General features: G+C 38.4%; 18 protein-coding genes. 10 read left to right on the forward strand and 8 right to left on the reverse strand.

The window, feature by feature from the left end; translation table 11 throughout:
• Window positions 1-32 precede the first annotated feature (32 nt).
• Both FJR06_RS14045 and FJR06_RS14050 read left to right on the forward strand, forming a co-directional pair.
• Complete coding sequence (locus FJR06_RS14045; protein ID WP_041457580.1) at window positions 33-1,220, forward strand: FtsW/RodA/SpoVE family cell cycle protein; 1,188 nt, start codon at window positions 33-35, stop codon at window positions 1,218-1,220.
• A gap of 289 nt (window positions 1,221-1,509) precedes the next feature.
• Window positions 1,510-2,526, forward strand: coding sequence for a sulfate/molybdate ABC transporter ATP-binding protein (locus FJR06_RS14050; RefSeq protein WP_015078462.1), 1,017 nt, complete (start codon window positions 1,510-1,512; stop codon window positions 2,524-2,526).
• A gap of 85 nt (window positions 2,527-2,611) precedes the next feature.
• Here FJR06_RS14050 and FJR06_RS14055 read toward each other — a convergent pair whose 3' ends face one another.
• The 3 genes from FJR06_RS14055 to gatA all read right to left on the reverse strand — a co-directional run bounded on the left by FJR06_RS14055 (window position 2,612) and on the right by gatA (window position 6,397).
• Window positions 2,612-3,607, reverse strand: a complete 996-nt coding sequence (locus FJR06_RS14055) for a protochlorophyllide reductase (RefSeq protein WP_168651651.1) — start codon at window positions 3,605-3,607, stop codon at window positions 2,612-2,614.
• Between the two features lie 215 nt (window positions 3,608-3,822).
• Window positions 3,823-4,827, reverse strand: a complete 1,005-nt coding sequence (locus tag FJR06_RS14060) for a hypothetical protein (RefSeq protein ID WP_015078464.1) — start codon at window positions 4,825-4,827, stop codon at window positions 3,823-3,825.
• 109 nt (window positions 4,828-4,936) lie between these two features.
• Window positions 4,937-6,397, reverse strand: coding sequence for an Asp-tRNA(Asn)/Glu-tRNA(Gln) amidotransferase subunit GatA (gene gatA, locus FJR06_RS14065; RefSeq protein WP_168651652.1), 1,461 nt, complete (start codon window positions 6,395-6,397; stop codon window positions 4,937-4,939).
• Window positions 6,398-6,605: 208 nt separating this feature from the next.
• Between gatA and FJR06_RS14070 the strand changes: the two genes are divergently transcribed.
• The 6 genes from FJR06_RS14070 (at window position 6,606) to FJR06_RS14095 (ending at window position 9,771) form a co-directional block, all read left to right on the forward strand.
• Window positions 6,606-7,022: a XisH family protein gene (locus tag FJR06_RS14070; RefSeq protein ID WP_041457582.1), complete on the forward strand. Its 417-nt coding sequence runs from the start codon at window positions 6,606-6,608 to the stop codon at window positions 7,020-7,022.
• A complete protein-coding gene (locus tag FJR06_RS14075) occupies window positions 7,010-7,345 on the forward strand; it encodes a XisI protein (RefSeq protein WP_015078467.1) in 336 nt (111 codons plus the stop codon). Before FJR06_RS14070 ends, FJR06_RS14075 begins: the two co-directional genes overlap by 13 nt.
• Before the next feature lie 72 nt (window positions 7,346-7,417).
• Complete coding sequence (locus FJR06_RS14080; protein WP_041457583.1) at window positions 7,418-7,603, forward strand: hypothetical protein; 186 nt, start codon at window positions 7,418-7,420, stop codon at window positions 7,601-7,603.
• A gap of 121 nt (window positions 7,604-7,724) precedes the next feature.
• Window positions 7,725-7,970 carry a type II toxin-antitoxin system HicB family antitoxin gene (locus FJR06_RS14085; protein ID WP_015078469.1) on the forward strand — a complete coding sequence of 82 codons (246 nt, stop codon included), beginning with the start codon at window positions 7,725-7,727 and terminating at the stop codon, window positions 7,968-7,970.
• Entirely contained in the window at window positions 7,967-8,179 is a 213-nt protein-coding gene (locus FJR06_RS14090) for a type II toxin-antitoxin system HicA family toxin (protein WP_015078470.1), read from the forward strand. The genes FJR06_RS14085 and FJR06_RS14090 overlap by 4 nt, the downstream gene beginning before the upstream one ends.
• Window positions 8,180-8,409: 230 nt before the next feature.
• Entirely contained in the window at window positions 8,410-9,771 is a 1,362-nt protein-coding gene (locus FJR06_RS14095) for an OB-fold nucleic acid binding domain-containing protein (RefSeq protein WP_168632677.1), read from the forward strand.
• A 449-nt stretch (window positions 9,772-10,220) separates the two neighbouring features.
• Here FJR06_RS14095 and FJR06_RS14100 read toward each other — a convergent pair whose 3' ends face one another.
• The 4 genes from FJR06_RS14100 to FJR06_RS14115 all read right to left on the reverse strand — a co-directional run bounded on the left by FJR06_RS14100 (window position 10,221) and on the right by FJR06_RS14115 (window position 17,145).
• Window positions 10,221-11,816 (reverse strand): HlyD family efflux transporter periplasmic adaptor subunit, encoded by a 1,596-nt coding sequence (locus FJR06_RS14100; protein WP_168651653.1) that lies wholly within the window; start codon window positions 11,814-11,816, stop codon window positions 10,221-10,223.
• 140 nt (window positions 11,817-11,956) lie between these two features.
• Window positions 11,957-14,950 (reverse strand): peptidase domain-containing ABC transporter, encoded by a 2,994-nt coding sequence (locus FJR06_RS14105; RefSeq protein ID WP_168651654.1) that lies wholly within the window; start codon window positions 14,948-14,950, stop codon window positions 11,957-11,959.
• A gap of 56 nt (window positions 14,951-15,006) precedes the next feature.
• Window positions 15,007-15,738, reverse strand: coding sequence for a peptidylprolyl isomerase (locus tag FJR06_RS14110; RefSeq protein WP_015078475.1), 732 nt, complete (start codon window positions 15,736-15,738; stop codon window positions 15,007-15,009).
• Window positions 15,739-16,377: 639 nt separating this feature from the next.
• On the reverse strand, window positions 16,378-17,145 hold the full coding sequence (locus FJR06_RS14115; RefSeq protein ID WP_015078476.1) for a COP23 domain-containing protein: 768 nt from the start codon (window positions 17,143-17,145) through the stop codon (window positions 16,378-16,380).
• A gap of 570 nt (window positions 17,146-17,715) precedes the next feature.
• Between FJR06_RS14115 and FJR06_RS14120 the strand changes: the two genes are divergently transcribed.
• Together FJR06_RS14120 and FJR06_RS14125 are read left to right on the forward strand one after the other, a co-directional pair.
• Window positions 17,716-18,531 carry a type 1 glutamine amidotransferase gene (locus FJR06_RS14120; protein WP_168651655.1) on the forward strand — a complete coding sequence of 272 codons (816 nt, stop codon included), beginning with the start codon at window positions 17,716-17,718 and terminating at the stop codon, window positions 18,529-18,531.
• A gap of 306 nt (window positions 18,532-18,837) precedes the next feature.
• The gene (locus tag FJR06_RS14125; RefSeq protein WP_015078478.1) at window positions 18,838-19,401 is read left to right on the forward strand and encodes a GAF domain-containing protein; all 564 of its coding nucleotides are present in this window, start codon (window positions 18,838-18,840) and stop codon (window positions 19,399-19,401) included.
• A gap of 27 nt (window positions 19,402-19,428) precedes the next feature.
• Here the strand turns inward: FJR06_RS14125 and topA are convergent, their stop codons facing one another.
• Window positions 19,429-21,615: a type I DNA topoisomerase gene (topA, locus tag FJR06_RS14130; protein WP_168651656.1), complete on the reverse strand. Its 2,187-nt coding sequence runs from the start codon at window positions 21,613-21,615 to the stop codon at window positions 19,429-19,431.
• Between the last annotated feature and the right edge of the window lie 12 nt (window positions 21,616-21,627).

The following is a 21,627-nucleotide window of genomic DNA, read 5'->3' on the forward strand; positions in this document are numbered from 1 at the left end:
ATTACCAATTACCAATTACCAATTACCAAATTGTGAATCTACTCCGTTTAATCCCAATTTTTGATAATTCCGTTTCTACTTGGGGACTAGAAGCCCGATTATTACGCTGGCTAACATTAACGTGGATGTTTATTGGCTTAATTATCCTCTTTTCCGCATCCTATCCCGTTGCTGATGAACGTCAAGGTGACGGTTTATATTATTTCAAACGGCAAATTCTTTGGGCTATAGCTTCTTTAATTATTTTCAACATCATTGTTAATTTGCCATTGCGGAAAATTTTGGGAGTATCTCATTGGTTTTTAATATTTTTCCTGATGTTAATTTTTCTGACCTTAGTACCAGGATTAGGAAAAAAAGCCTTTGATGCTGCTAGGTGGATATCCGTTGGACCAATTCCTATCCAACCATCAGAACTAATTAAACCTTTTTTAGTTTTACAAAGTGCGACACTTTTTGGAAAATGGGAAAAACTGCGTTGGGGAATTCGTTTATCTTGGCTGGGTGTTTTCGGTCTTGTCCTCTTAGGAATTCTTGCCCAACCTAACTTAAGTACAACAGCACTTTGCGGCATGACAATTTGGTTTATTGCCCTAGCAGCAGGAATACCATATAAATACTTGGGAGGAACAGCCTTTGGTGGGGTAATGTTAGCAATAATCAGTATTAGTATCAAAGAATATCAACGCAAACGCATTATGTCCTTTATGAATCCTTGGGCTGATGCCACAGGAGATGGTTATCAGTTAGTACAAAGTTTATTAGCTGTAGGTTCTGGTCAAACTTCGGGGGTTGGTTTTGGACTTTCTCAACAAAAGTTATTCTATTTACCAATTCAAGATACTGATTTTATCTTCGCCATTTTTTCGGAAGAATTTGGTTTTATTGGCGGTATTTTACTATTACTAATGTTAGCAATATTCGCTACTTTAGGATTAATTATTGCCCTCAAATCCAAGAATCTGACATCTCAATTAGTGGCAATTGGTGTAGTAGTTGTTATGGTTGGGCAATCATTATTACATATTGGCGTAACTACAGGCGCTTTACCAACTACAGGCTTACCTTTACCCATGTTTAGTTATGGTGGTAATTCAATGGTTGCCAGTTTGATATCTTCTGCTTTATTAATTCGCGTAGCGAGGGAAAGTAGTGAAGCCGACGTAGTTCCATTACGAAAAACACTATCTGAAAATCAGACAAGAAGACGATTTTTTTAGCTTAACCGATTAGTATTGGGATTACTCTAGTACCGCAGTGCGGAATTAAAAATTAAAAATTAAAAATTAAAAAAGCAGATTACACAAGCTTTTGTCAAATTTTTAATGGTTGATTGACTTACGCCGTTGTGTACTAGTTTAGATTTAGTAAGAGAGTTCCAAATAAAAAAATCTCAAATTTGTTAAGTTCATGAATTTTAATGATAACACTGCAAATATTTGTGATATAAATATAAAATACGGTATTCCTACTTAAAAACCGTAGATTATTTGCAGAGGTGTAGCACCAGTGGGTATAGTAGTTGAAAACGTCTCTAAACAATTTGGTAGTTTCCAAGCAGTTGAACAGGTAAATCTGGAAATTCAGAGTGGTTCTCTGGTGGCTTTACTTGGTCCATCTGGATCTGGTAAATCTACCCTATTGCGATTAATTTCTGGTTTAGAAACACCAGATACAGGTAAAATATTTCTGACAGGTAAAGATGCTACTGATCAAAGTGTACAAGAAAGAAATATTGGCTTTGTCTTTCAGCACTATGCCCTATTTAAACATTTAACTGTTCGCAAAAATATCGCCTTTGGCTTAGAAATTCGCAAAGCCCCCAAAAAGAAAATTCAGGGAAAAGTAGAACAGCTATTGGAATTAGTGCAATTAAGTGGATTAGGCGATCGCTATCCTTCACAGCTTTCCGGTGGACAAAGACAACGGGTAGCTTTAGCCAGAGCATTGGCCGTAGAACCCAATGTACTATTATTGGATGAACCCTTTGGCGCTCTTGATGCCAAAGTCCGCAAAGACCTACGAGCTTGGTTACGTCGTCTCCATGATGAGGTTCATGTTACCACAGTTTTCGTCACCCATGATCAAGAAGAGGCAATGGAAGTTTCTGATGAAATCGTGGTCATGAATAAAGGCAAAGTGGAACAAGTAGGAACACCCGCACAAATTTATGATCATCCCGCATCTGCATTTGTGATGAGTTTTATTGGTCCGGTGAATGTATTACCCAGTTCTGCCAAAATCTTTCAAAGTAGCGGTTTTGAATCAGCACATCCAGAAACATTTTTGCGTCCCCAAGATATCATCATTGAAAACGTTGCTAATGGAACAACAGTACCAGCTATAGTCAGCAGAATCATTCATTTAGGTTGGGAAATTCAAGTTGAATTAACCTTAGATGATGGACAAGCAATGACAGCCCATTTAACACGGGAACGGTTCGATGAACTAAAATTAGAACCCCAAGAAAAGGTTTATGTTAAACCTAAAGATGCTAAATCTTTTCCACTTTATTATTCAATTTAGGACACAGGGAAGAGAGCAGGGAGCAGGAAGCAGGGGGAAATTTTTTCCCCTTACTACTGACCACTAACCACTAACCACTGACCAATTAAATCAGAGATTTTGATTTTTCAGATGCTTTTCCTAATCCTACCAACTGGTAGCTAAGATCCCACATCCGCTTGCCTTTTTCGTCGTCTCGTGCTTGGGGAGAGACTTTTTGCCCAAAAGATGCCCGATCTTTCTTTTGACGATTTCCCCAACTCCAATAAATACCAGATTGTTTGTATTCAGGATCAGCTACTACCATAGCAACGCGCTCTCCTGATAATTCCTCGGTGACAAATCCTCCAGTAATATACCTTTGGAAAAGAGGGAAAATTTTCTGGAAGAGAGGATAGTGATTGCGGAATAAAGCCGTTGTCGCTACACAACCAGGATAGAGAGAACTGAAAGTAATCCCAGTGGACTCATGAAAACGGTTATGTAGTTCCCTCATGGTGAGAACGTTACATACTTTACTATCTTTGTAGGCTTTGACTGGTTCAAATTGCTTACCGTCAATCATTGTAATTGGATTTTGGAAACCCGCTGCAAAACCTTCAAAGTTGCCTAAATCTGGACGAGGAGGAATTTTACCACCCAATTCATCTGGGTTGTGGGTAACAGTTCCCAAAATTACCAATCTTTTATCAGCGGCAGGTGATTTTTGTAAATCTGCCAGCATCAAATTACACATCAGAAAATGTCCGAGGTGATTTGTGGTAACGGTTAATTCAAATCCTTCGGGAGAAAATAACGGTTCTTTGATTAAAGGCATATAAATGGCAGCGTTGCAAACCAAAGCTTCCACGGTTTTGCCAGTCGCTCTGAAATTGTTGACAAACTGTCGAACGCTTTCTAAAGAGCCTAAATCAATTTGCATGAGTGTATAGCTATTTGCAGGCATTCCGACACTCTGGGCAGCTTTTTCGGCTTTGATTAAATCACGACAAGCCATAATAACGTGCCAGTTTCCTTTGTCAACGAGAGCCTTAGCTGCTTGCAAACCGACTCCAGAAGAAGCACCTGTGATGATTGCTGTTGACTTACGATTTTGTTCCATCTGTTGGGACTCCTTTAACTATGCGTTGATTCAAAATCACATAAACTGATTTTGATGATCTCATACTTTTGAAACTTATATAATAATCCTCAATGAGTAGTGAACAAAATGTAATCAATCATAGATAATAACGATAAATAAACACATTTTCAAAACCTAAATGCAGGGATCTAGCATTCCTAAACCCCTAATCCTCACCTCTGACTGTACTATTGTTATGCGAATTTAGCTAATAACTCCTCACGAGATAATTGTAGAAGTAAAGGAGTAAATTCTTCTCTACTCATGGCAATTAGAGGATTGATAATTCTTTGTAGCTGAGAATCAATTTGACCAAAACGCACTTGCAGGATACTTTCAATCATAGCGCGTCGTTCTCTTTCTACCCCTGCTTGGAGTCCTTCTTGTCGTCCTTCCTGAAGTCCTACATGAATTCCTTCCTGAAGTCCTTCTTGTCGTCCTTCTTGTCGTCCTTCTTGTCGTCCTTCTTGTCGTCCTTGTTTTTTCAGTTCTTCTAATTGTTGCTGATAAATTTCCGATAATTTCATAATCAACTCCTGATCATCTTTATCAATATCTTGTTCTTGACGCTGACGAGCCGATAACACAGCAATTAGGTTATGTACTAATTGTATAATATCCGCGAGAAAAGGACTATCATTAGCCAGTGTTTCTAATTCTTCCACCGCTTGTCTTTGCACTTTTCCTTTTCCTAAAACCCTCAAAAACAGTGTTTCTGGTGTAATAGGGAGTTGGTGAATGGCAATAATGATGGTTTTGAATCCTTCTCCAAAAAAATAAATCCCTTTTCCCCAGTTTTCCTCATCCGTAGTCCCATTAAAACTGGCTAGGAGTTCTATTGATGCTGTCGGAGTAAAAATCCACAGCCGAGGTAATTCTGCTTCATTTATTCGCGTATTATTGCGGTTAGATTGCCGTTCTAAGTCAGCATGGATGTCAAATAATTTACCCATACAACTGCGAATTTCACTTTTGCTGACAGCATTGCGAAATGGTTCAAATATAGCATATTTTGTGGCCATTCGCCCTAGTAATCCGAGTCTTTCTAGGCTTTGTGTGGGTTGAGGTGAGGGGATAAATAAAACGTCAATTTGTCTAACTTCTGCGGTGATATCTTTGCTGGTTTCTACTTGTCCATAAGGTGTTAATAGTTCCGTGAGATATTGCTTGGCGAATTGGTCATGTATAAAGCGAGTCATTTAATTTGATTTTGACTAATACAGAAATATTAATTTAACATTCTTTGGATCATGATGATTCCTATTGAGAATATAGGGGTTGACGATGTAAACCCCTACAAGTGAAAAACTAAGCCATTTTGGGTTTTTGTAAATGCCAATTAGTTGATTGTTCATAGGCATAAGCTACTTGGAAAAGTTGCTCTTCTCCTAGCACTTTACCAACTATTTGCAGTCCAATTGGTAGACCTTTACTATCAAAACCACAGGGTAAACTAATCCCTGGTAAACCAGCTAAATTAGCGGGAATTGTCATTAAGTCATTTAAATACATACTTAACGGATCGGTAGTTTTTTCTCCGGCTCGAAATGCGGTGGTAGGTGCAGTGGGAGAAATTAAAACATCTACTGTTTTAAAAGCTTTTTCAAAGTCTTGTTTAATGAGAGTGCGGACTTTTTGTGCTTTCAAATAATAGGCATCATAATAACCAGCAGAAAGGGCATAAGTACCAATCATAATCCGGCGTTTGACTTCCGCCCCAAAACCTTGAGAACGAGTTTTGGTATACATTGATAAAAGATTGTCCGCATCAGGGGAACGCAACCCATATTTAACGCCATCGTAACGCGCCAAGTTAGCTGATGCTTCCGAGGGGGCGATAATGTAGTAAGTTGGTAAACCATAGCGGAAACTGGGACAGGAAATCGGATGAATTTCCGCACCTAATTCTTGCAGTTGTTCAATGGCTTTGGTGACAGCGGCTTCTACTTCTGGATCTAAACCTTCACCAAAGGTTTCTGTAATCACACCAATTCTCAATTTCTTCCTAACTTTGAGATCCGGTTTTAAACTAGCCGCATAGTTAGGAATGGCAACTTTGAGACTGGTAGAGTCTTGAGGATCATAACCGGCGATCGCACTTAATAATATAGCCGCATCTTCTACACTCCGTCCAAAGGGGCCAATTTGATCTAGAGACGAAGCATAAGCCACTAAACCATAACGGGAAACTAACCCATAAGTCGGTTTCATCCCCACAACACCGCAGAAGGACGCAGGTTGCCGAATTGAACCCCCTGTATCCGAACCCAGGGAAACCACACATTCATCGGCTGCTACGGCTGCTGCTGAACCACCGGAAGAACCACCAGGAACACGGGATAAATCCCAAGGATTAGCGGTAACTTGGTAAGCGGAGTTTTCAGTAGAACTCCCCATAGCAAACTCATCTAAGTTGGTTTTACCTACCATGACACCCCCAGCGTCAGCTAGTTTTTGGGTGACGGTGGATTCGTAAGGTGGGATAAAATTTTCCAAAATCCGGGAAGCACAGGTGGTGACAATCCCCTTGGTACACAAATTGTCTTTAATGCCGATGGGAATCCCCGCTAACAGTCCAATTTCTTCTCCCGCAGCGACTTTTGCATCCACAGCTTGAGCTTGTTTTAAGGCTTGTTCTGTCGTGACTGTGAGGAAACTGTGCAGTTTGGGTTCTAACTCTTGAATCCGATTTAATGCTTCTTGGGTAATTTCAACGGCAGAACGTTCTTTACTAATTATCTGTTCGTGCAACTCGCGGATGGATGCCATAATTGTTCTCTTTATGATTCAAGTCATTGATTTTAGCATTTACAGGGCTGGGGTTTGGGGAATTTGCGTCTGAAGTTACAGGATATTTTTTGTCTCACGCAGAGGCGCAGAGGCGCAAAGAGAGTTTTGAGAATTTAGTTATACTAAAAATATTAGTTATGGTTGGATAATCAGTTTATACGGATGGTTGGGAAAAGCCAATTTTAATATGCCGGCAAAGGACATCTATCACAATGCTGTTAAAAATGCCTTAATTCAAGAAGGTTGGATAATTACAAATGACCCTCTACATTTAAAATGGGGTCAAAAAGATATGTATGTATATTTAGGAGCAAAACAACTTTTAGCGGCAGAACAAGGAACTAGAAAAATTGCCGTAGAAATTAAAAGTTTTGTCAGTCCTTCGGAAATGGCTGATCTTAAAGATGCTATTGGTGGATTTGTTTTATATCGTGCTGTTATGAATCGTCTAGAACCTGATAGAATATTATATTTAGGAGTGCGTGATACTGTATTCACAGATTTATTTGAAGAACCAATTGGTAAACTTTTAAGAGAAAGCGAAAATCTAAATTTACTTGTTTTTAATTCTGATACTGAGAGGATTACCCAATGGATACCTTAGATAATTATCGCCGGGTTATTAAAGAAGTGTTAATACCTTATACACAAATTCCTTACTCCTATGGAGTGATTGAATGTAAAACAGTTTTTGATGATGAAAATGATAGCTATTTATTAATAACTCTTGGTTGGCATGATCATAAAAGAATTCATGGTTGTCTGGTGCATCTTGATATTATTGATGGTAAAATATGGGTACAAAGAGATGATACAGAAGATGGTGTTACCTATGAATTAGAAGCAGCCGGAATTCCTAAAGATAAAATTGTTTTAGGTTTTCACCCGCAAAATGTTAGGCAACATACGGGATATGCTGTGAGATAAAGTGCTTTAGTAAAAAAGAAATTTGAATTAAAAAAACAGAAATACGTTGGAACAATTCGCTTTGATGATAACATGAATCCACCTCCTTGGACTAAAAATCTCTTTACAGAAGCAGATGCAATTTCTCTTCTTAATGGGAAAAAAGTTACTGCTATGCGGTTTATAAAGTTAAAAGAAAAAATTAAGACAACTTTTGAGTTAGGTAATCAAATTGCTTCCGCACTGAGTATGAGTATTTCTACCTCTGGCGAGGGTTAATAAACAACAATGAGATTGCCTATCTTGTAGCTTGAATTAAAGAAAGCAATCTGTGGAGGAATAGCGATCGCTAAATCCAACCTTAAATAAAATAGAATAAACTCAACTATACCATCACAATATGTTCTACAAAATTCCACTACTACTTACACCTCAACCAGAAGGAGGATTCACTGTAACTTCTCCACTATTACCAGAATTGATAACTGAGGGGGATTCTATGGATGAGGTTTTAGCCAATGTTAGAGATGCTTTTGAAGCAGTTCTGGAAACATATCAAGATTTAGGTAAAGAGCTTCCGCTTAACCTACAATCTGTAGACCAAAACTCACCAGCTTTAATAGAAACAATTATCTCCATCAGATGAACTATAGAGAAGTTGCGAAGAAATTATCTAAACTTGGATGTGAAGAAATCCCCAGACGTGGTGGAGGTTCACATAGAAAGTGGTTTAATGCAATTACTCAGAAAGCAACTGTAATTCCTGATTGGAGTGGCCGCGATCTAAAATTAGGAACGTTACGCGCAGCCATAAAACAACTAGGAATTGAGTGGGCTGACTTTGAAGAAGTATAACAAATTATAGCGACAAATTCTTCCATACTTATGAATGACAAACTCCAGACCGAAAAAGATAAGCTCCAGACAAGCACTAATATAGTGATAAATCAAGAAACAGAGAAGGAAGAGGTTCTCTGTCCCCATTGTCTACGCACTGCAACAAATGGTATTAAATGTAAAGGTATCTGTGTTGCCGATAATGACTATTAAGCTGTAAATAAACAAGTTTTGCAAAAATAAGTAATATGGTTAAAATAGTTTCTCGTACTTATGTCGGTCAAGCCAATGTTTATGATATTGGTGTGGAAAGTGACCATAATTTTGTGATTAAAAATGGTTTTATCGCTTCCAATTGTTTTAATAAATCCCACTCGACAGCTTACGCTTATGTAACTTACCAAACATCATATTTAAAAGCAAATTATCCATTGGAATATATGGCGGCATTGTTAACCGCTAACAGTGGGGATACAGACAAAGTGCGGAAGTATCTTGATAATTGCTCTAATATGGGGATTGTGATTGATGCACCTGATGTGAATCGTTCTGGTTTAGATTTTACCCCGGCAGGTGAGAAGATTTTATTTGGATTTTCGGCGGTGCGAAATGTGGGACAAAATGCGATCGCCTCAATTTTAGAAGCGAGGGAAGAATCAGGGGAATTAGTCCCATTTAAATCTTTGGCGGATTTTTGCGATCGCGTTGATTTACGTGCCATGAATCGGCGTACTTTAGAATCATTAATTAACTGCGGAGCTTTTGACAAAATTCAAGCTAATCGCAACCAATTAATTCATGATTTAGAATTAGTTTATGAGTGGGCGCAATCCCGTGCTAGAGACAAAGCTAGTGGACAGGGAAATATATTTGATTTATTAGGAGGTGGATTTGCAGGTAATAATAATCAACCCCAAAAGAATGCTTATGAATCTGCACCTAAAGCTCCTCCTGTCAATGATTTACCACCTCAAGAAAAATTGAGAATGGAAAAAGAATTATTAGGATTTTATCTCTCAGATCATCCTCTTAAATCCATCAGACAATCATCCTCCGTCCTTGCACCTATTAACCTGGCACAATTGGGAGAACAAAAAGATGATGCTATTCTTTGTGCAGTAGTAATGTTGAATAATGTGAAAAAGGTTGTCACCAAAAAAGGTGACTCTATGGCAATTTTGCAAGTTGAAGATTTATCTGGATCTTCGGAAGCTGTGGTTTTTCCTAAAACCTATGAGCGCATTAGTTCCGTTTTAGAAGTTGATGCCAGATTAATTATTTGGGGTAAAATAGATCGCCGTGATGATCAAGTTCAATTTATCCTAGAAGACGCGGAAACTGTCGAAACAGTAAAAATGATTTTAGTGGAACTGAGTCCACAACAAGCCGGGACAATTGAAGAACAACATCGTTTGAATACAATTCTCAAATCACAAGCTGGGGATAAGGATAAATCAAGAATACCTGTAATTGGTATTGTTCAAGCCGGAAATCACCGGGAAATTGTCCGCTTTGGGAGACAGTTTTGGGTACAAGATTCAGGAACAGCAGTGCAAGCATTACAAAACGGTAAATTCCGCGCTGATATCAAACAACTAACCAGCGGTTAAAAGAATGCAGAATTTAGAATTTAGAATTTAGAATTACGTTTTGCAACGGGGATTTTACCCCGACGCAAAACCCGCTGCTTGTAGAAGCAGGGGACTTTAACCCCCAAAGGTAAGTTAAAGCATAATAGACATCTGGTGAGAATTAAATGTACGTGACTTGAAACCCTTGTAGAGACCTTCCATGGAACGTCTCTACGATCTTTTTCGGAGATGTCTAATATATCAGTTAGTTTTTCGTCACCTGAAAATCTGCTTTGTAGAATCTTTCCTAAATTAATCTATTTCTCTGCTTAATCTTAGAAAAATAGGAATTACGCAAAATTTGGCTGAAAACTCTCTTCTTGCGTAGCGATAATTTATGAATTACCGCTACTTGTGTTCTATTTTGTTTAATTCCTAAAAAACTAACATCTAATTAGGGCTTGCTGAATAATTAATTTCAACAATCCCTAACGAACCTCATTCAAACTCTCGATTTGCTTTGTAAACATCTCTGTAAACAAACTCATCACTGTCCGTTCTTCCCGGACTTTAATATTAGCAGTAATAGACATCCCCGACTGTAAGGATATCTTTCTCTCTTGATTGGTGAGACTTAATTGTTGTTTATCTAACTTGATTTTGGCTGGGAATCTATAAAATTGATGGTTTTGATCTGGAGGTAAAGCATCTGAACCGATATCAATTACTTTACCCTTAATATCACCAAATTCACTAAAGGGAAAGGAGTCAATTCTCACATCTACATTCATTCCTTTCCTCACAAAACCAATATCTTTATTGGTGATGAAAACTTCCGCTATTAGACTATCTTTAGGGACAATTTGCAGTAATTTTTGGGTAGAATTAGCAACAAAACCGGGATTTTTAGCTTGTAAATCAAAAACTACACCTCCCACTGGAGCGCGAAGTTCTTGATATTTAACATTTAATTGTGTTTGCGATATTTTGCTATTGACATCTGCTAAACGCTGTTCATTGTCTAAAATAATCTTCATGAATTGACTATCAATTTCCGCAATCCGTTGTTTGTTACTACCTATTTTCTCCAAAATAGTCTTATCAGAACTAGCAACTGTATTGGTTGATTGCTGTTTTCCTTTATCAATATCGAATTTTAGACGTTTTTCTTCTTCTTGTAATTGTGATATTTCCGCTTTGAGAGTTTGTACCTGTTGTTGTTGGTTAAGATATTGAAGTTTAGAAATACCACCTTCTTCAGCTAAGGTTTTAAGACTAACTAAAATCTGACTTTGAATTGCTAAACCATTTTTAGTATCTTGGAGTTTAAATTCTGTTTGAGAAAGTTGCTTTCTGGTTTTTTCAACTTCCAACTCTGCGGCTTTGGAACGAGATGCTAATTCTGTTTTAGCAACTGCTAGTAGTTGTTGTTCATCAATTCCTGTCCCTGCTGCTCCTGGTAAATTTCTTAATTGAGAACGTAATAATTCATTTTCTGCTACTAAGGAAGCGCGACTTTTGAGCAGAAAAGCTGATTCTCCCGGTAGTTTACTGCGTAAAAATGCTATTTCAGCATCTATTCCGGTACTTGCTCCCATTAAGCGCCGATAGATATTGTTTTCCTGAATTAAAGCCACACGAATTTTATTCAATGAATTTAATTCGGCTAGGGTAGCAATAGAATCAAAGGTTAATAATAAATCTCCTGTTTTTACCTGTTGTCCATCTTTTACATACAGTGACTTCACAACCCCATTAACAGGAGCTTGCACATCTTTAACTGTTCCTTCTGGTTTTAATTGTCCTGTTGCGGGAACTACTTGTTCAATTTTCGCTAAACAAGCCCAAATAATTCCAAAACACGCTAACCCCATGAGAGTAATCATGATGGTTCGTGACCAAATTGGGGATTGACGGAGAACTACAGATTGCTCGAAGTTATCAAAATTGAAGTCGGGTTTTGGCTGTTTGGGAGTGGGTTTGGGCGATGTTAATACTTGTGCATCTCTATGGGATGCTCTCCCATTTCCGTTACCCTTTCCATTGCCATTTCCGTTGGTGTAATTACCATTAATTTGAGTCATAATAAGTTTAGATTTTGGATTTTAGATTGAATATTTAGTGGTGCGTAATTTTATCTTTAATCAGTTATCAGTTGAATCTTATAGAAACAACTGACAACTGACAAAGAACAATTGACAACTGACAAAGAACAACTGACAAATTACAAGTTTACTTCCTGTTGTTGATAAAGATAGAAATAATGACCTTTAGCTGCCATAAGTTCTTGATGACTACCTTGTTCTATCACTCTACTATTATCCATGACGACGATAGTATCGGCATTACTAACAGTATTCAAACGGTGGGTAATGAAGAAGACTGTATTACCTTTAAAAGCGCGAGCTAAGTTCAGACCAATTTGCTTTTCTGTCGGATAATCTAGGGCGCTGGTGGCTTCATCTAAAACTAATATTTTAGGTCTTTGCAGGACAGAACGAGCGATCGCAATTCTCTGTCTTTGTCCACCAGAAAGGGCTGATCCTCGTTCCCCAACTCGTGTATTATAACCATTGGGCAAGGTCATAATAAATTCATGAGCAACAGCAATTTGAGCCGCTTCAATAATTTCCTCAGTTGTGGCATCAGGATTAGTTAAAGCAATATTTTCTTGAACTGTGCCATCAAATAAGAGCGTATCTTGGGGAACTACGCCAATTTGCCGCCGCAGCGAATAAAGTTCTACTTTGGAAATGTCGTAACCATCAACTAAAATTCTCCCAGATTCTGCATCATAAAGTCTGAGCAGTAATTTCATCATTGTACTTTTTCCTGAACCACTTTGCCCGACAATACCCACAAATTCACCTGCGGCAAATTCGACGCTGACATTGCTGAGTTGTAGTGGTCCGCTGGCAGCAAATCGGAAGGAAACGTTTTCATATTTAACAGCACCGCTAACAGCAGGAAGGGGAATATTATTCCGATCTATTTCTGCTTCTTGTGGTGTATCCACAATATCACTTAATCGTTCTAAAGATAAACCAGTTTCTTGGAAGTTTTGCCAGATTTGTGCCAAGCGTAAAATCGGGGTAGTAACGTAACTAGAAATAATCCGAAAGGCAATTAATTCTCCTAATGTTAATTCTCCTTTCAAAACTAAATAAGCTCCCACCCATAAAACTAATAAGCTGCTGAGTTTGCTTAGAAACTGACTGGTTGAATTAGCTAATGTGGAAGTCAGCACAGTTTTAAAACCGGCGGCGACAAATTTGGCATATTTCTTTTGCCAAGAAAACCGGGAGCGTAATTCAATATTTTGGGCTTTAACTGTTTGAATTCCTGACATAACCTCAACCAAATAAGATTGAGTTTCGGCATTACGTTCAGCTTTGGTTCTTAATTGTCTACTCACTGTGGGAGCAGCGATTAATGTCACTACCACAAATAGAGGAATTGTCCCTAATCCGACGAGAGTTAGTTGCCAACTGTAGAACAGCATGACAACTATATAAACAACGGAAAATAGGGCATCTAACACCACTGTTAAAGCCGTACCGGTGAGAAACTGACGGATATTTTCTAATTCATTAATTCTGGTGGATAGTTCACCAACTGGTCTTTTATCAAAATAGCGCAGTGGTAAGCGCAGCAAGTGGTCAATAATTTGTGACCCCAAACTCATATCAATGCGGTTGGTGGTATCTACAAATAAGTAAGTCCGCAAGGTGGTTAATACTGCTTCAAAAACACCCACTGCTAATAGTAATACTCCTAAAATATTCAGGGTACTAATACTATTTTGCACAATGACTTTATCAATAATTAGCTGAATAACTAGAGGATTAGCGAGGGCTGCCAGTTGGACGAAGAAGGAAGCAATAAATACTTCTATCAGCACCCGACGGTAACGCGATAAATAGGGAACAAACCAAGATAAACCAAAGCGTTCTTTCGGTGTTTCTTTGGTTGCACTCAGTAATAAAACTCTAACTTGTGGTTGAAGATTAGCGTCATCAGTTTCTAATTCTTCTACCAATTGACTAATTTGGCAGTTGATAATACCTTGAGATGGCAAACCCAAAACTACTGTTTTTCCATCTACTGCATAGAGAACAGCAAAACTGTCACGATAGCGAATTAATGCTGGGGTAGGAATCCGATTAATGGAAACAGCAGGAACATCAACTAGCTGGGATTTAAGTCCAATTAGTTCCGATAAATAAGCGCAAACTTGAAAAGATATACTCCCTTGACGCTTAATTTGGTCGGTTAAAATCCGCCGTACTACTTCTTTCCGAAAGGGCATTTCTAAATGCTTGGATAGCATTTGAAAACAAGCCAGACTAGAATCTAATTCTCCTTGTCCCCGGAAAAATGGATAGTTTTGATTTTTTAACGGCTGGTTTGATGTGGTGGGGGGAACAAATTCTGGTTCTTGGGCGTAGGGAATTTCCGAATCTACTCTGCTATCTGATATAGTTTCTAATGTTTCTGATTCGATGGAAATACCATCAAGTAGTGATAGATCTTGAGGATTAATGCCCAATAAACGAACAAGAATGTTGCCTTTAACTTCAATTACGTCGGTTTCTAGACGAGAACCAGGTGGGAAATTGGGCAGGGAACTACGACCACTCACAAACCAAATGCGATCGCTGTCTAATTCTCTTAAGGCGGTTTTTCCTGGTGATAAATAATGAATTTTTGCTTCTAACTGAGCCTGTTGGGTAATGTTTTTGAGGTTGTGATTTACTAAAGCTTTTTGTGCTACCTGGGAACTCAAAATATCAAAGATCTCAATTAGGTGACTTTGATTTTGACGAGCTTTAGCGAAGGCTGGATTGCGGTTGATAAATTGCAAATAATCTGCGGCTTTCCAGGTTAAACAGATTACTTCTGTGGAAGCTATGGCAGTTTCACAAGGAAGCTCACGTAACCAAGAAATTTCGCCAATTGTTGCCCCTGGTTGGAGTAATTTTAATGTAATTGGTAATTGGTTTTGGGGATTATATCCCAATAGTCTGACGTTACCCTGATGAAGAATGGCGATCCTTTCTGGTAGTTGTTCTTTACCAATAATTTTTTGTCCTACACGATAACGTAAAGGCTGGAGAATTTGTGATGATAAGAGGTTGTTAATTTCCTCTTTTGATAATTGATCAAATCCTTCAATACTAGCAATGAATTCTTCAAAGTTACTCTGAATATAAGTCATATTGATTGAGTTAGTTATTTCGCTTTGTATTGGCTAAAAGGTTGATATTTGGCGATTTATACGGTCTGAATTTGAAATTTTTGTTCTGTCATTTGTGTTTGTAACCACTGATTAAATCGTTCATTTAGTAACCGTTGTCTTGTGGAACGATCTAATTGGGCTGGGAGTATTTTTTCTAATCGGATAATTACTATCACATTATTAATTTGAGTTGGTGGTGATAGTTGTTGTGGTTGACTTTTGGCAAGGATATTTACCAATGTAGGATGGAGGGATTGTAAATCTATTGGTCCGACTAAGCCATCTGTTTGCGATTCGGGACCTTGAGCATATTCCCGCGCTAATTGGGCAAAGGATTGTTCACCCTCTTGAATACGAAAGTAAATTTCCTGAGCGATCCCAATTTCTGAGGTGGTAATTAGGGAATAAATCACCCTATCTAACTGGCTTTTACGTTGGAAAAAGTAGGAGTTTAAATCCCCTCCCCAAGTTTCCTCTTTAAACTTTTCTAGTTTTAATTGTCGTACCGCCATAATTTTCAACTTTTGGAAACTTTCGCTCTGTGGTTCTAGTCCCTGATATTGTTGGGCTAATTGTTCGCAGGCTAGTTGTTCTTCTTCTGGAGTACAGACAATTTCTGCGATCGCTTGATCAATGAATATTTCTTTCATTAATAGCGGTAATAGCTGATATTCCGATAATAATGATAAAACCTCTGTGGGCTGGAAGATGCGATCGCCTAATTGTAAAACTTGATTCATATTGCTTGTGATCAGGTTTGTTGTCATTGTTAATTTCTTTTGAAAAGATAATATAACTAGATTGTCACTAAGTTATATTTTGGTTAAATTATACAATTTATTACAACTTTACTCTGGATTGGTTTCAGTGTAGTATTTAAATACTAATTATTTGCCAATTACCAAAAGTTGATTTTTTGAATTTAAGTAGGTTGGCGTTAAAAATTGTCGTTATGACAAGGGAACAGGGAAGAGGTTTTGGGTAACTTTACCTTTTGTTATATATTACTCTTCGAGAAGCCGCTCCGCGTCTACGGTTTTTTCCCGTTCACCTACTTAGTCACAGTGTTGATATTTGGATATTATCTTACCAAATTACCATAAATTGATAAATTTGTCATATCAAACTTATTTACTAGGGAATGGGGCATAATGACGAATTAGCAACCTAAATTAGATAACCAGTCACCTCGGTTATTGCGGACTCTTCACTTACTAACTAATCTTCAAAAATCAATCCAGCCTGAGAAATAATTACAACACCTAATAAGTTAATACAGGACAAAATTATATAAAGGGTAAATTTAATTTCTCTAAAAAGGTAAATATAATCACAAAAATACTGTAAGGGCAAACCCCCCGTGGTTGCCCGGAATTGTGGTTGCCCAAAATCGGAGACAAACTTAGTTAACGAAATTTGCTAGGATTTAGACGGCTGGGAGCTTGGCGTGTGGTATTGGTATTACGTCTAATTTCTACTCCATTTCTCAGTTTTCCGCCTGTACCACCGTCTTTAGGATCAAGATAAGGTTTCAAATTAATGCCCTGTTTAGCAGAACTCACCTGATTTTTACCACCTAAAAGCGTTTGTCCCAGGCTATATAAGCTATCTCCATTACCTCTGTTACGATTGGTGTAGGTATTAACGGCATTAGTCTGTTGTCCACTATCAGCGGTAGTTAGGTTTTGGAATACACTATTGCGAATAGTATAGGGATCTTTACCACGGGGTACTGTCAAGACAATTCGACAATTGGGCTGAGATTCAGTGGTGACACAGATAATATTTTCGTTATTTTCTACAGCTATTTGTAATTCTTGTAATCCATCGGGGCGATATAATTCTAAACGGCTGGCGATCGTTTCACAACGTCTTTGAGCATCCCAATTCCCGCCTAAAGTTTGAGGTGCAGCCCAAGCAAAATATTGTCCAGGTTGACTTTGGGGCTGATACATGACCGTAGGTTGTCCATTCTTATATTGACAACTAAACCTTTTACTACTGTCAACTGTGGTGGAAGTTGGTATGGTGGTTGATGAGCCTGATGGAACTGTAGTAGATGAACCTGATGGAACTGTAGGCACAACAACTTGAGCAAAAGCTACAGTATTACCAAAAAAGACAGAACAACCAAGACTACTCAACAATAAAAACCGAAGTGATTGTAATGACATAAATATAACCTCTGTTAGAAACAGGTAAATAGCTGATATCTCTATTGACGGAGAATATATTTTTTTGATTCATTGAAAAGCCTGTTTTTTTATTTTTAGTATACACAGGAGAAACCGCCACAAGCTACGAAGGATTATCAGCAGCTTACAGCGGTTTCTTGATTAGGTTGTAGTTCAATACAAAAATATATAAGTGGACTGGACAAGCAATCAATTAAATTCGACTTAAATTACGCTTCCATTGTTTTCAATTATCAGGTACTTCTGGCTGTGAGTTCCACACCTCCAATAACAATTTGGTGAGATTTAGGCGAAAAAACTTTGATAGGAAGCTACAAGAAAAAATTGATTGCCGGGACACTAGAGCAGGAGGCACAAACTCTAATGAAAAAGTTTGGATTTAAGGTTTGACTTTTAACCTTTTTGTACCATGCCCTTAATCTAGCACGAGTTTTTTGATTTATGTTATCTGTTTACTAAACTTGAAATTCATTAACATATTGCAACAATTCTGACTGGGCGCACGCCCTGCGCTCCTACTTTGGTGACTCCTGCTATATTAGAGGTTTTATGAGTTCTGCACCGATGGAAATTATTATTGGTTGGCTATATCCTAAGTTGATGAGTACCTACGGCGATCGCGGAAATGTGATCACTATTCAACGCCGCGCTCAATGGCGGGGGTATAATGTGATCGTATTACCCTTGGATCAAGACTCTACCGCTGAGGATATAAAATCAGTAGATGTGATTGTTGGTGGGGGCGCACAAGACCGTCAGCAAGAAATTGTCATGCGGGATTTACAAGGGGCAAAAGCGGAGGCAATGCGTGATAAAATCGAACATGGAACGCCGGGAGTTTTTACCTGTGGTTCTCCCCAATTGCTAGGAAATTATTATGAACCAGCCTTTGGAAAAAGAATCGAAGGTTTGGGAATTTTAGATTTAGTTTCTATTCATCCTGGTGAAAATACGAAAAGGTGTATTGGTAATTTAGTGATAGAAGTTACAGCTTCACGATTGGCACAGGAAATAGAAGCAATGACAGGGACAAAACCTTATTTAATCGGGTTTGAAAATCACGGTGGCCGGACGACATTAGGGCAGGTGGAAGCTTTGGGGCGTGTGGTGTATGGTTTGGGGAATAATGGAGAAGATGGCACAGAAGGAGCGTTTTATCAAAATGCGATCGCTACCTATTCCCACGGGCCATTATTACCCAAAAATCCTTTCGTTGCTGATTGGTTAATTCAAACGGCGTTAAGGCTGAAATATCAACAGGAAATCAAACTGTCACCTTTAGATGATACCTTGGCAATGCAAGGACGGGAAGCGATGTTAAAACGGTTGAAAGTGAATTCACCCAGTGTAGCTGGAGTTAGTTAGAGAATTCCACAAAAAAGATGATCCAATTTTGTAGGATGGGCATCTTGCCCGTCCTTGTGTTGTTAGCGGGCAAGATGCCCGCACCACAAGAGATTTTGGGATATTTTTTTAATTGGAAGTCTCTTAGGAAAATAGGTAATGGGTAATGGGTAAAAGTTTAATCATGCAATTACCAATCACCGATTACCAATTACCAGGTTAATAAACTACATTATTTTTTTATAAAATAAGAACGATTTTCGGTAAAATGTCTGATAAGTTACTATAGAAATCCGAAATTGTTTAGTTAGTCATTATTTTAAATCTGTGCAACTTCCTTTCGACTCCGCTCAAGGTAAACCTTCTTTCCCAGAATTTGAAAATCGCTCAAGTTACCACCCCAATCAGGGTTTGCGAAAATTACTTAATCGTCTTGTCATCAAAATGCAACGGGATGAACTGATCAGACAAACGACAAATCACCTGAGAGAATCACTTCAGGCTAATCGTGTAGTATTGTATTATTTCTATGAACAATGGCAAGGGCAGGTAACATTTGAATCATTGAGTGCTGATGAATATTCGATTCTTGGTTTTACCGGACCAAGCGATTGTTTTAACCATGAGTATGCTGCTTTGTACTTAGAAGGACGGGTTAGAGCGATCGCTGATATAGAATTAGAAGCAATTCAGGATTGTCACCGTGATTTTCTTCGCAGTATGCAAGTTCGCGCTAATTTGGTAGTACCAATTTTGATACCAAGAGGATTATGGGGACTATTAGTAGCACATCATTGTCAAAGTTCCCGTGATTGGACATTAACAGATATTGAACTAATGCAAACAGCAGCGCGAACTTTAGCCACAGACTCTAACATTTTAAAGAGTTAAAAATCAAATCCATTAATTCATCCGCGTTTATCTGCGTTCATCTGCGTTTAAATCATTTAAATTCCCAAATTTAGGACTCCACCATCCTTTAGCAGTATGAAAATAAGCCACATCCTTATGTTTGGTATCCTTCCATGAATCCTGACCAGAACACCGCAGCATAGTTTTATTTTGCCCATCTTTGAGGTAACTGTATTCCTCCAAAGGTTTCTTGCATACTGGACAGGGATATGCAGTGATTTTTGCTGAAGGTTTGGGAGCATTTTCATCTGCAGATGTTTTAGTTTTCGGTGCTTCCCACTTTTTGTTAAAATCACTCCAAAATAGCACAATGTTTTCACAGCCACTCACACATTTAAGAAAGTATTTCTTTTTAACTTTACTGCTGGGAATTTTAGCTAAACAGTTCTTACAATTAGGACAACGAGTTTTTGAAGTTTCATATTTACGCTCAACAAAATTATTATTTTTACCTGTAGTTGATGAATTAACAACCACAGTTTTAGCTTTGGAAAGTGCAGGAACAAAATAACTTTGATTCCAAGTAGTTAAGTAATGTTGCCAAGAGTTTTTTCCTTCAGAAATTGCATCTAAGGCATCTTCCATTTTAGCAGTAAATTCCGCTTCTAATAAATCTGGTAAAGCCTTTTGTAAAAATTCATCTACTTCTAAACCCAAAGCTGTGGGTTGAAGATTATCTTTTTTCAACTCCACATAATTGCGTTTCTTTAAAGTAGCAATTGTCGGAGCATAAGTGCTAGGACGACCAATGCCTTTACGTTCCATTAATTGGACAAGTTTGGGTTCGCTGTATCTTGGTGGTGGTTGGGTTTGTTTTTGGTCATGTCCAGCTTTGGCTAAAGTTAGGATTTGTCCCTGTTGCAATAAGGGTAAAACGGCATCTTTGCTAAGATTCAGCCAATATTTTGCATAACCGTAAAATTCAATTACCTGCCCTCTAGCTTGCCATAAGATATTACCTGATTTCGTAATTACCAAAGTTTTACGAAGTTGAGCGGGACGACATTGGGAAGCGATCGCTCTTTTCCAAATCATCACATATAGGTTAAACTCATCTTCAGGTAATTCTGCCCGTAATTGCACTGAAGGACGAAAGACATCTGTGGGACGAATGGCTTCATGTGCCTCCTGAGCCGTTTTACTACTACGCTGCTTGGCTACTTGCTGAGGCACATTCTCAGGGTCATTTTGTTCCAACCATTGACGCGCACTAGCACAAAATTCAGGACTCAACATCACTGAATCTGTTCGCATATATGTAATCAATCCTGCTTCATATAGTTTTTGTGCCACCTGCATGGTTTTGTCAGGGGAAAATTTCAACTTTGAACCGGCAGCTTGTTGGAGGGTAGAGGTGGTAAATGGTGGAGGGGGTTGACGATAAACCAGTTTCCCTTCTAAGTGAATAATTTGATGAAGATGACGTTTTGCTTCCTCAACTAATCTGTTTGCTTCTGCTTCCGAAAGAACGCGCTGAGATTCGGGTTTTTCTGGGTTGTTACTAGCTGCATCATCATGAGTTTCTGTTTCTGGTTCTGATGTTTCTTTCTCAGTATTGTCCGTACCTTTGTAAAAAGCCCGAAATCCTTCTTGATAATCTACCCACACACTCCAATAATCTTGGGGGACAAAAGCCAGAATTTCTCTTTCGCGCTGACAAATTAGATGTAATGTGGCGCTTTGAACTCTACCGACACTTTTTGCCCCGTTATTTAATGCCCAAACCAGGGGACTACCTTTGTAACCTACCAGTTTATCAAGACAATCTCGACATAATCCGGCACCGATTAAGTTAGTGTCAAGTTTTCGGGGGTGTGCGATCGCATTCCGCACCGCTGATGGTGTAATCTCAGTATAAACTACTCGTTTGGGGTCTCTTAATCCTAACGTTTCTTTAAGATGCCAAGCAATGGTTTCTCCTTCTCTGTCTGGGTCTGTAGCTAAAACAACTTCATCAACTTGCCTAACAGCGGCTTTTAATTGCTGAATTGTTTCTTTTGCACGTTGGTCACGGGGAACATAATTACAGCGAACAGTATTACCATCCATTGTAAATCCTAGTGAATCATCACCCTCATTACTGAGTTCGCGGATATGTCCACAACTAGCGCGAACAATCCAATCTGCACCGAGAATTTGACTCAGCTTTTTGACTTTTCCGGGAGATTCAACCACTAGGAGACGTTTGGGCATGGAACTTGTTTT

This window comes from Dolichospermum sp. UHCC 0352, assembly GCF_009711925.1.
GTDB classification, from domain to species: Bacteria; Cyanobacteriota; Cyanobacteriia; order Cyanobacteriales; family Nostocaceae; genus Dolichospermum; species Dolichospermum lemmermannii.

What these genes read in the sequence shown, in the direction of transcription:
- FJR06_RS14090 (WP_015078470.1), top strand. Translation starts at nt 7,967, where the DNA reads ATGAACTATAGAGAAGTTGCGAAGAAATTATCTAAACTTGGATGTGAA.
- FJR06_RS14120 (WP_168651655.1), top strand. Translation starts at nt 17,716, where the DNA reads ATGAGTTCTGCACCGATGGAAATTATTATTGGTTGGCTATATCCTAAG.
- FJR06_RS14080 (WP_041457583.1), top strand. Translation starts at nt 7,418, where the DNA reads ATGAATCCACCTCCTTGGACTAAAAATCTCTTTACAGAAGCAGATGCA.
- FJR06_RS14105 (WP_168651654.1), bottom strand. Translation starts at nt 14,950, where the DNA reads ATGACTTATATTCAGAGTAACTTTGAAGAATTCATTGCTAGTATTGAA.
- FJR06_RS14055 (WP_168651651.1), bottom strand. Translation starts at nt 3,607, where the DNA reads ATGGAACAAAATCGTAAGTCAACAGCAATCATCACAGGTGCTTCTTCT.
- FJR06_RS14075 (WP_015078467.1), top strand. Translation starts at nt 7,010, where the DNA reads ATGGATACCTTAGATAATTATCGCCGGGTTATTAAAGAAGTGTTAATA.
- gatA (WP_168651652.1), bottom strand. Translation starts at nt 6,397, where the DNA reads ATGGCATCCATCCGCGAGTTGCACGAACAGATAATTAGTAAAGAACGT.
- FJR06_RS14085 (WP_015078469.1), top strand. Translation starts at nt 7,725, where the DNA reads ATGTTCTACAAAATTCCACTACTACTTACACCTCAACCAGAAGGAGGA.
- FJR06_RS14060 (WP_015078464.1), bottom strand. Translation starts at nt 4,827, where the DNA reads ATGACTCGCTTTATACATGACCAATTCGCCAAGCAATATCTCACGGAA.
- topA (WP_168651656.1), bottom strand. Translation starts at nt 21,615, where the DNA reads ATGCCCAAACGTCTCCTAGTGGTTGAATCTCCCGGAAAAGTCAAAAAG.
- FJR06_RS14115 (WP_015078476.1), bottom strand. Translation starts at nt 17,145, where the DNA reads ATGTCATTACAATCACTTCGGTTTTTATTGTTGAGTAGTCTTGGTTGT.
- FJR06_RS14110 (WP_015078475.1), bottom strand. Translation starts at nt 15,738, where the DNA reads ATGACAACAAACCTGATCACAAGCAATATGAATCAAGTTTTACAATTA.
- FJR06_RS14070 (WP_041457582.1), top strand. Translation starts at nt 6,606, where the DNA reads ATGCCGGCAAAGGACATCTATCACAATGCTGTTAAAAATGCCTTAATT.
- FJR06_RS14100 (WP_168651653.1), bottom strand. Translation starts at nt 11,816, where the DNA reads ATGACTCAAATTAATGGTAATTACACCAACGGAAATGGCAATGGAAAG.
- FJR06_RS14095 (WP_168632677.1), top strand. Translation starts at nt 8,410, where the DNA reads ATGGTTAAAATAGTTTCTCGTACTTATGTCGGTCAAGCCAATGTTTAT.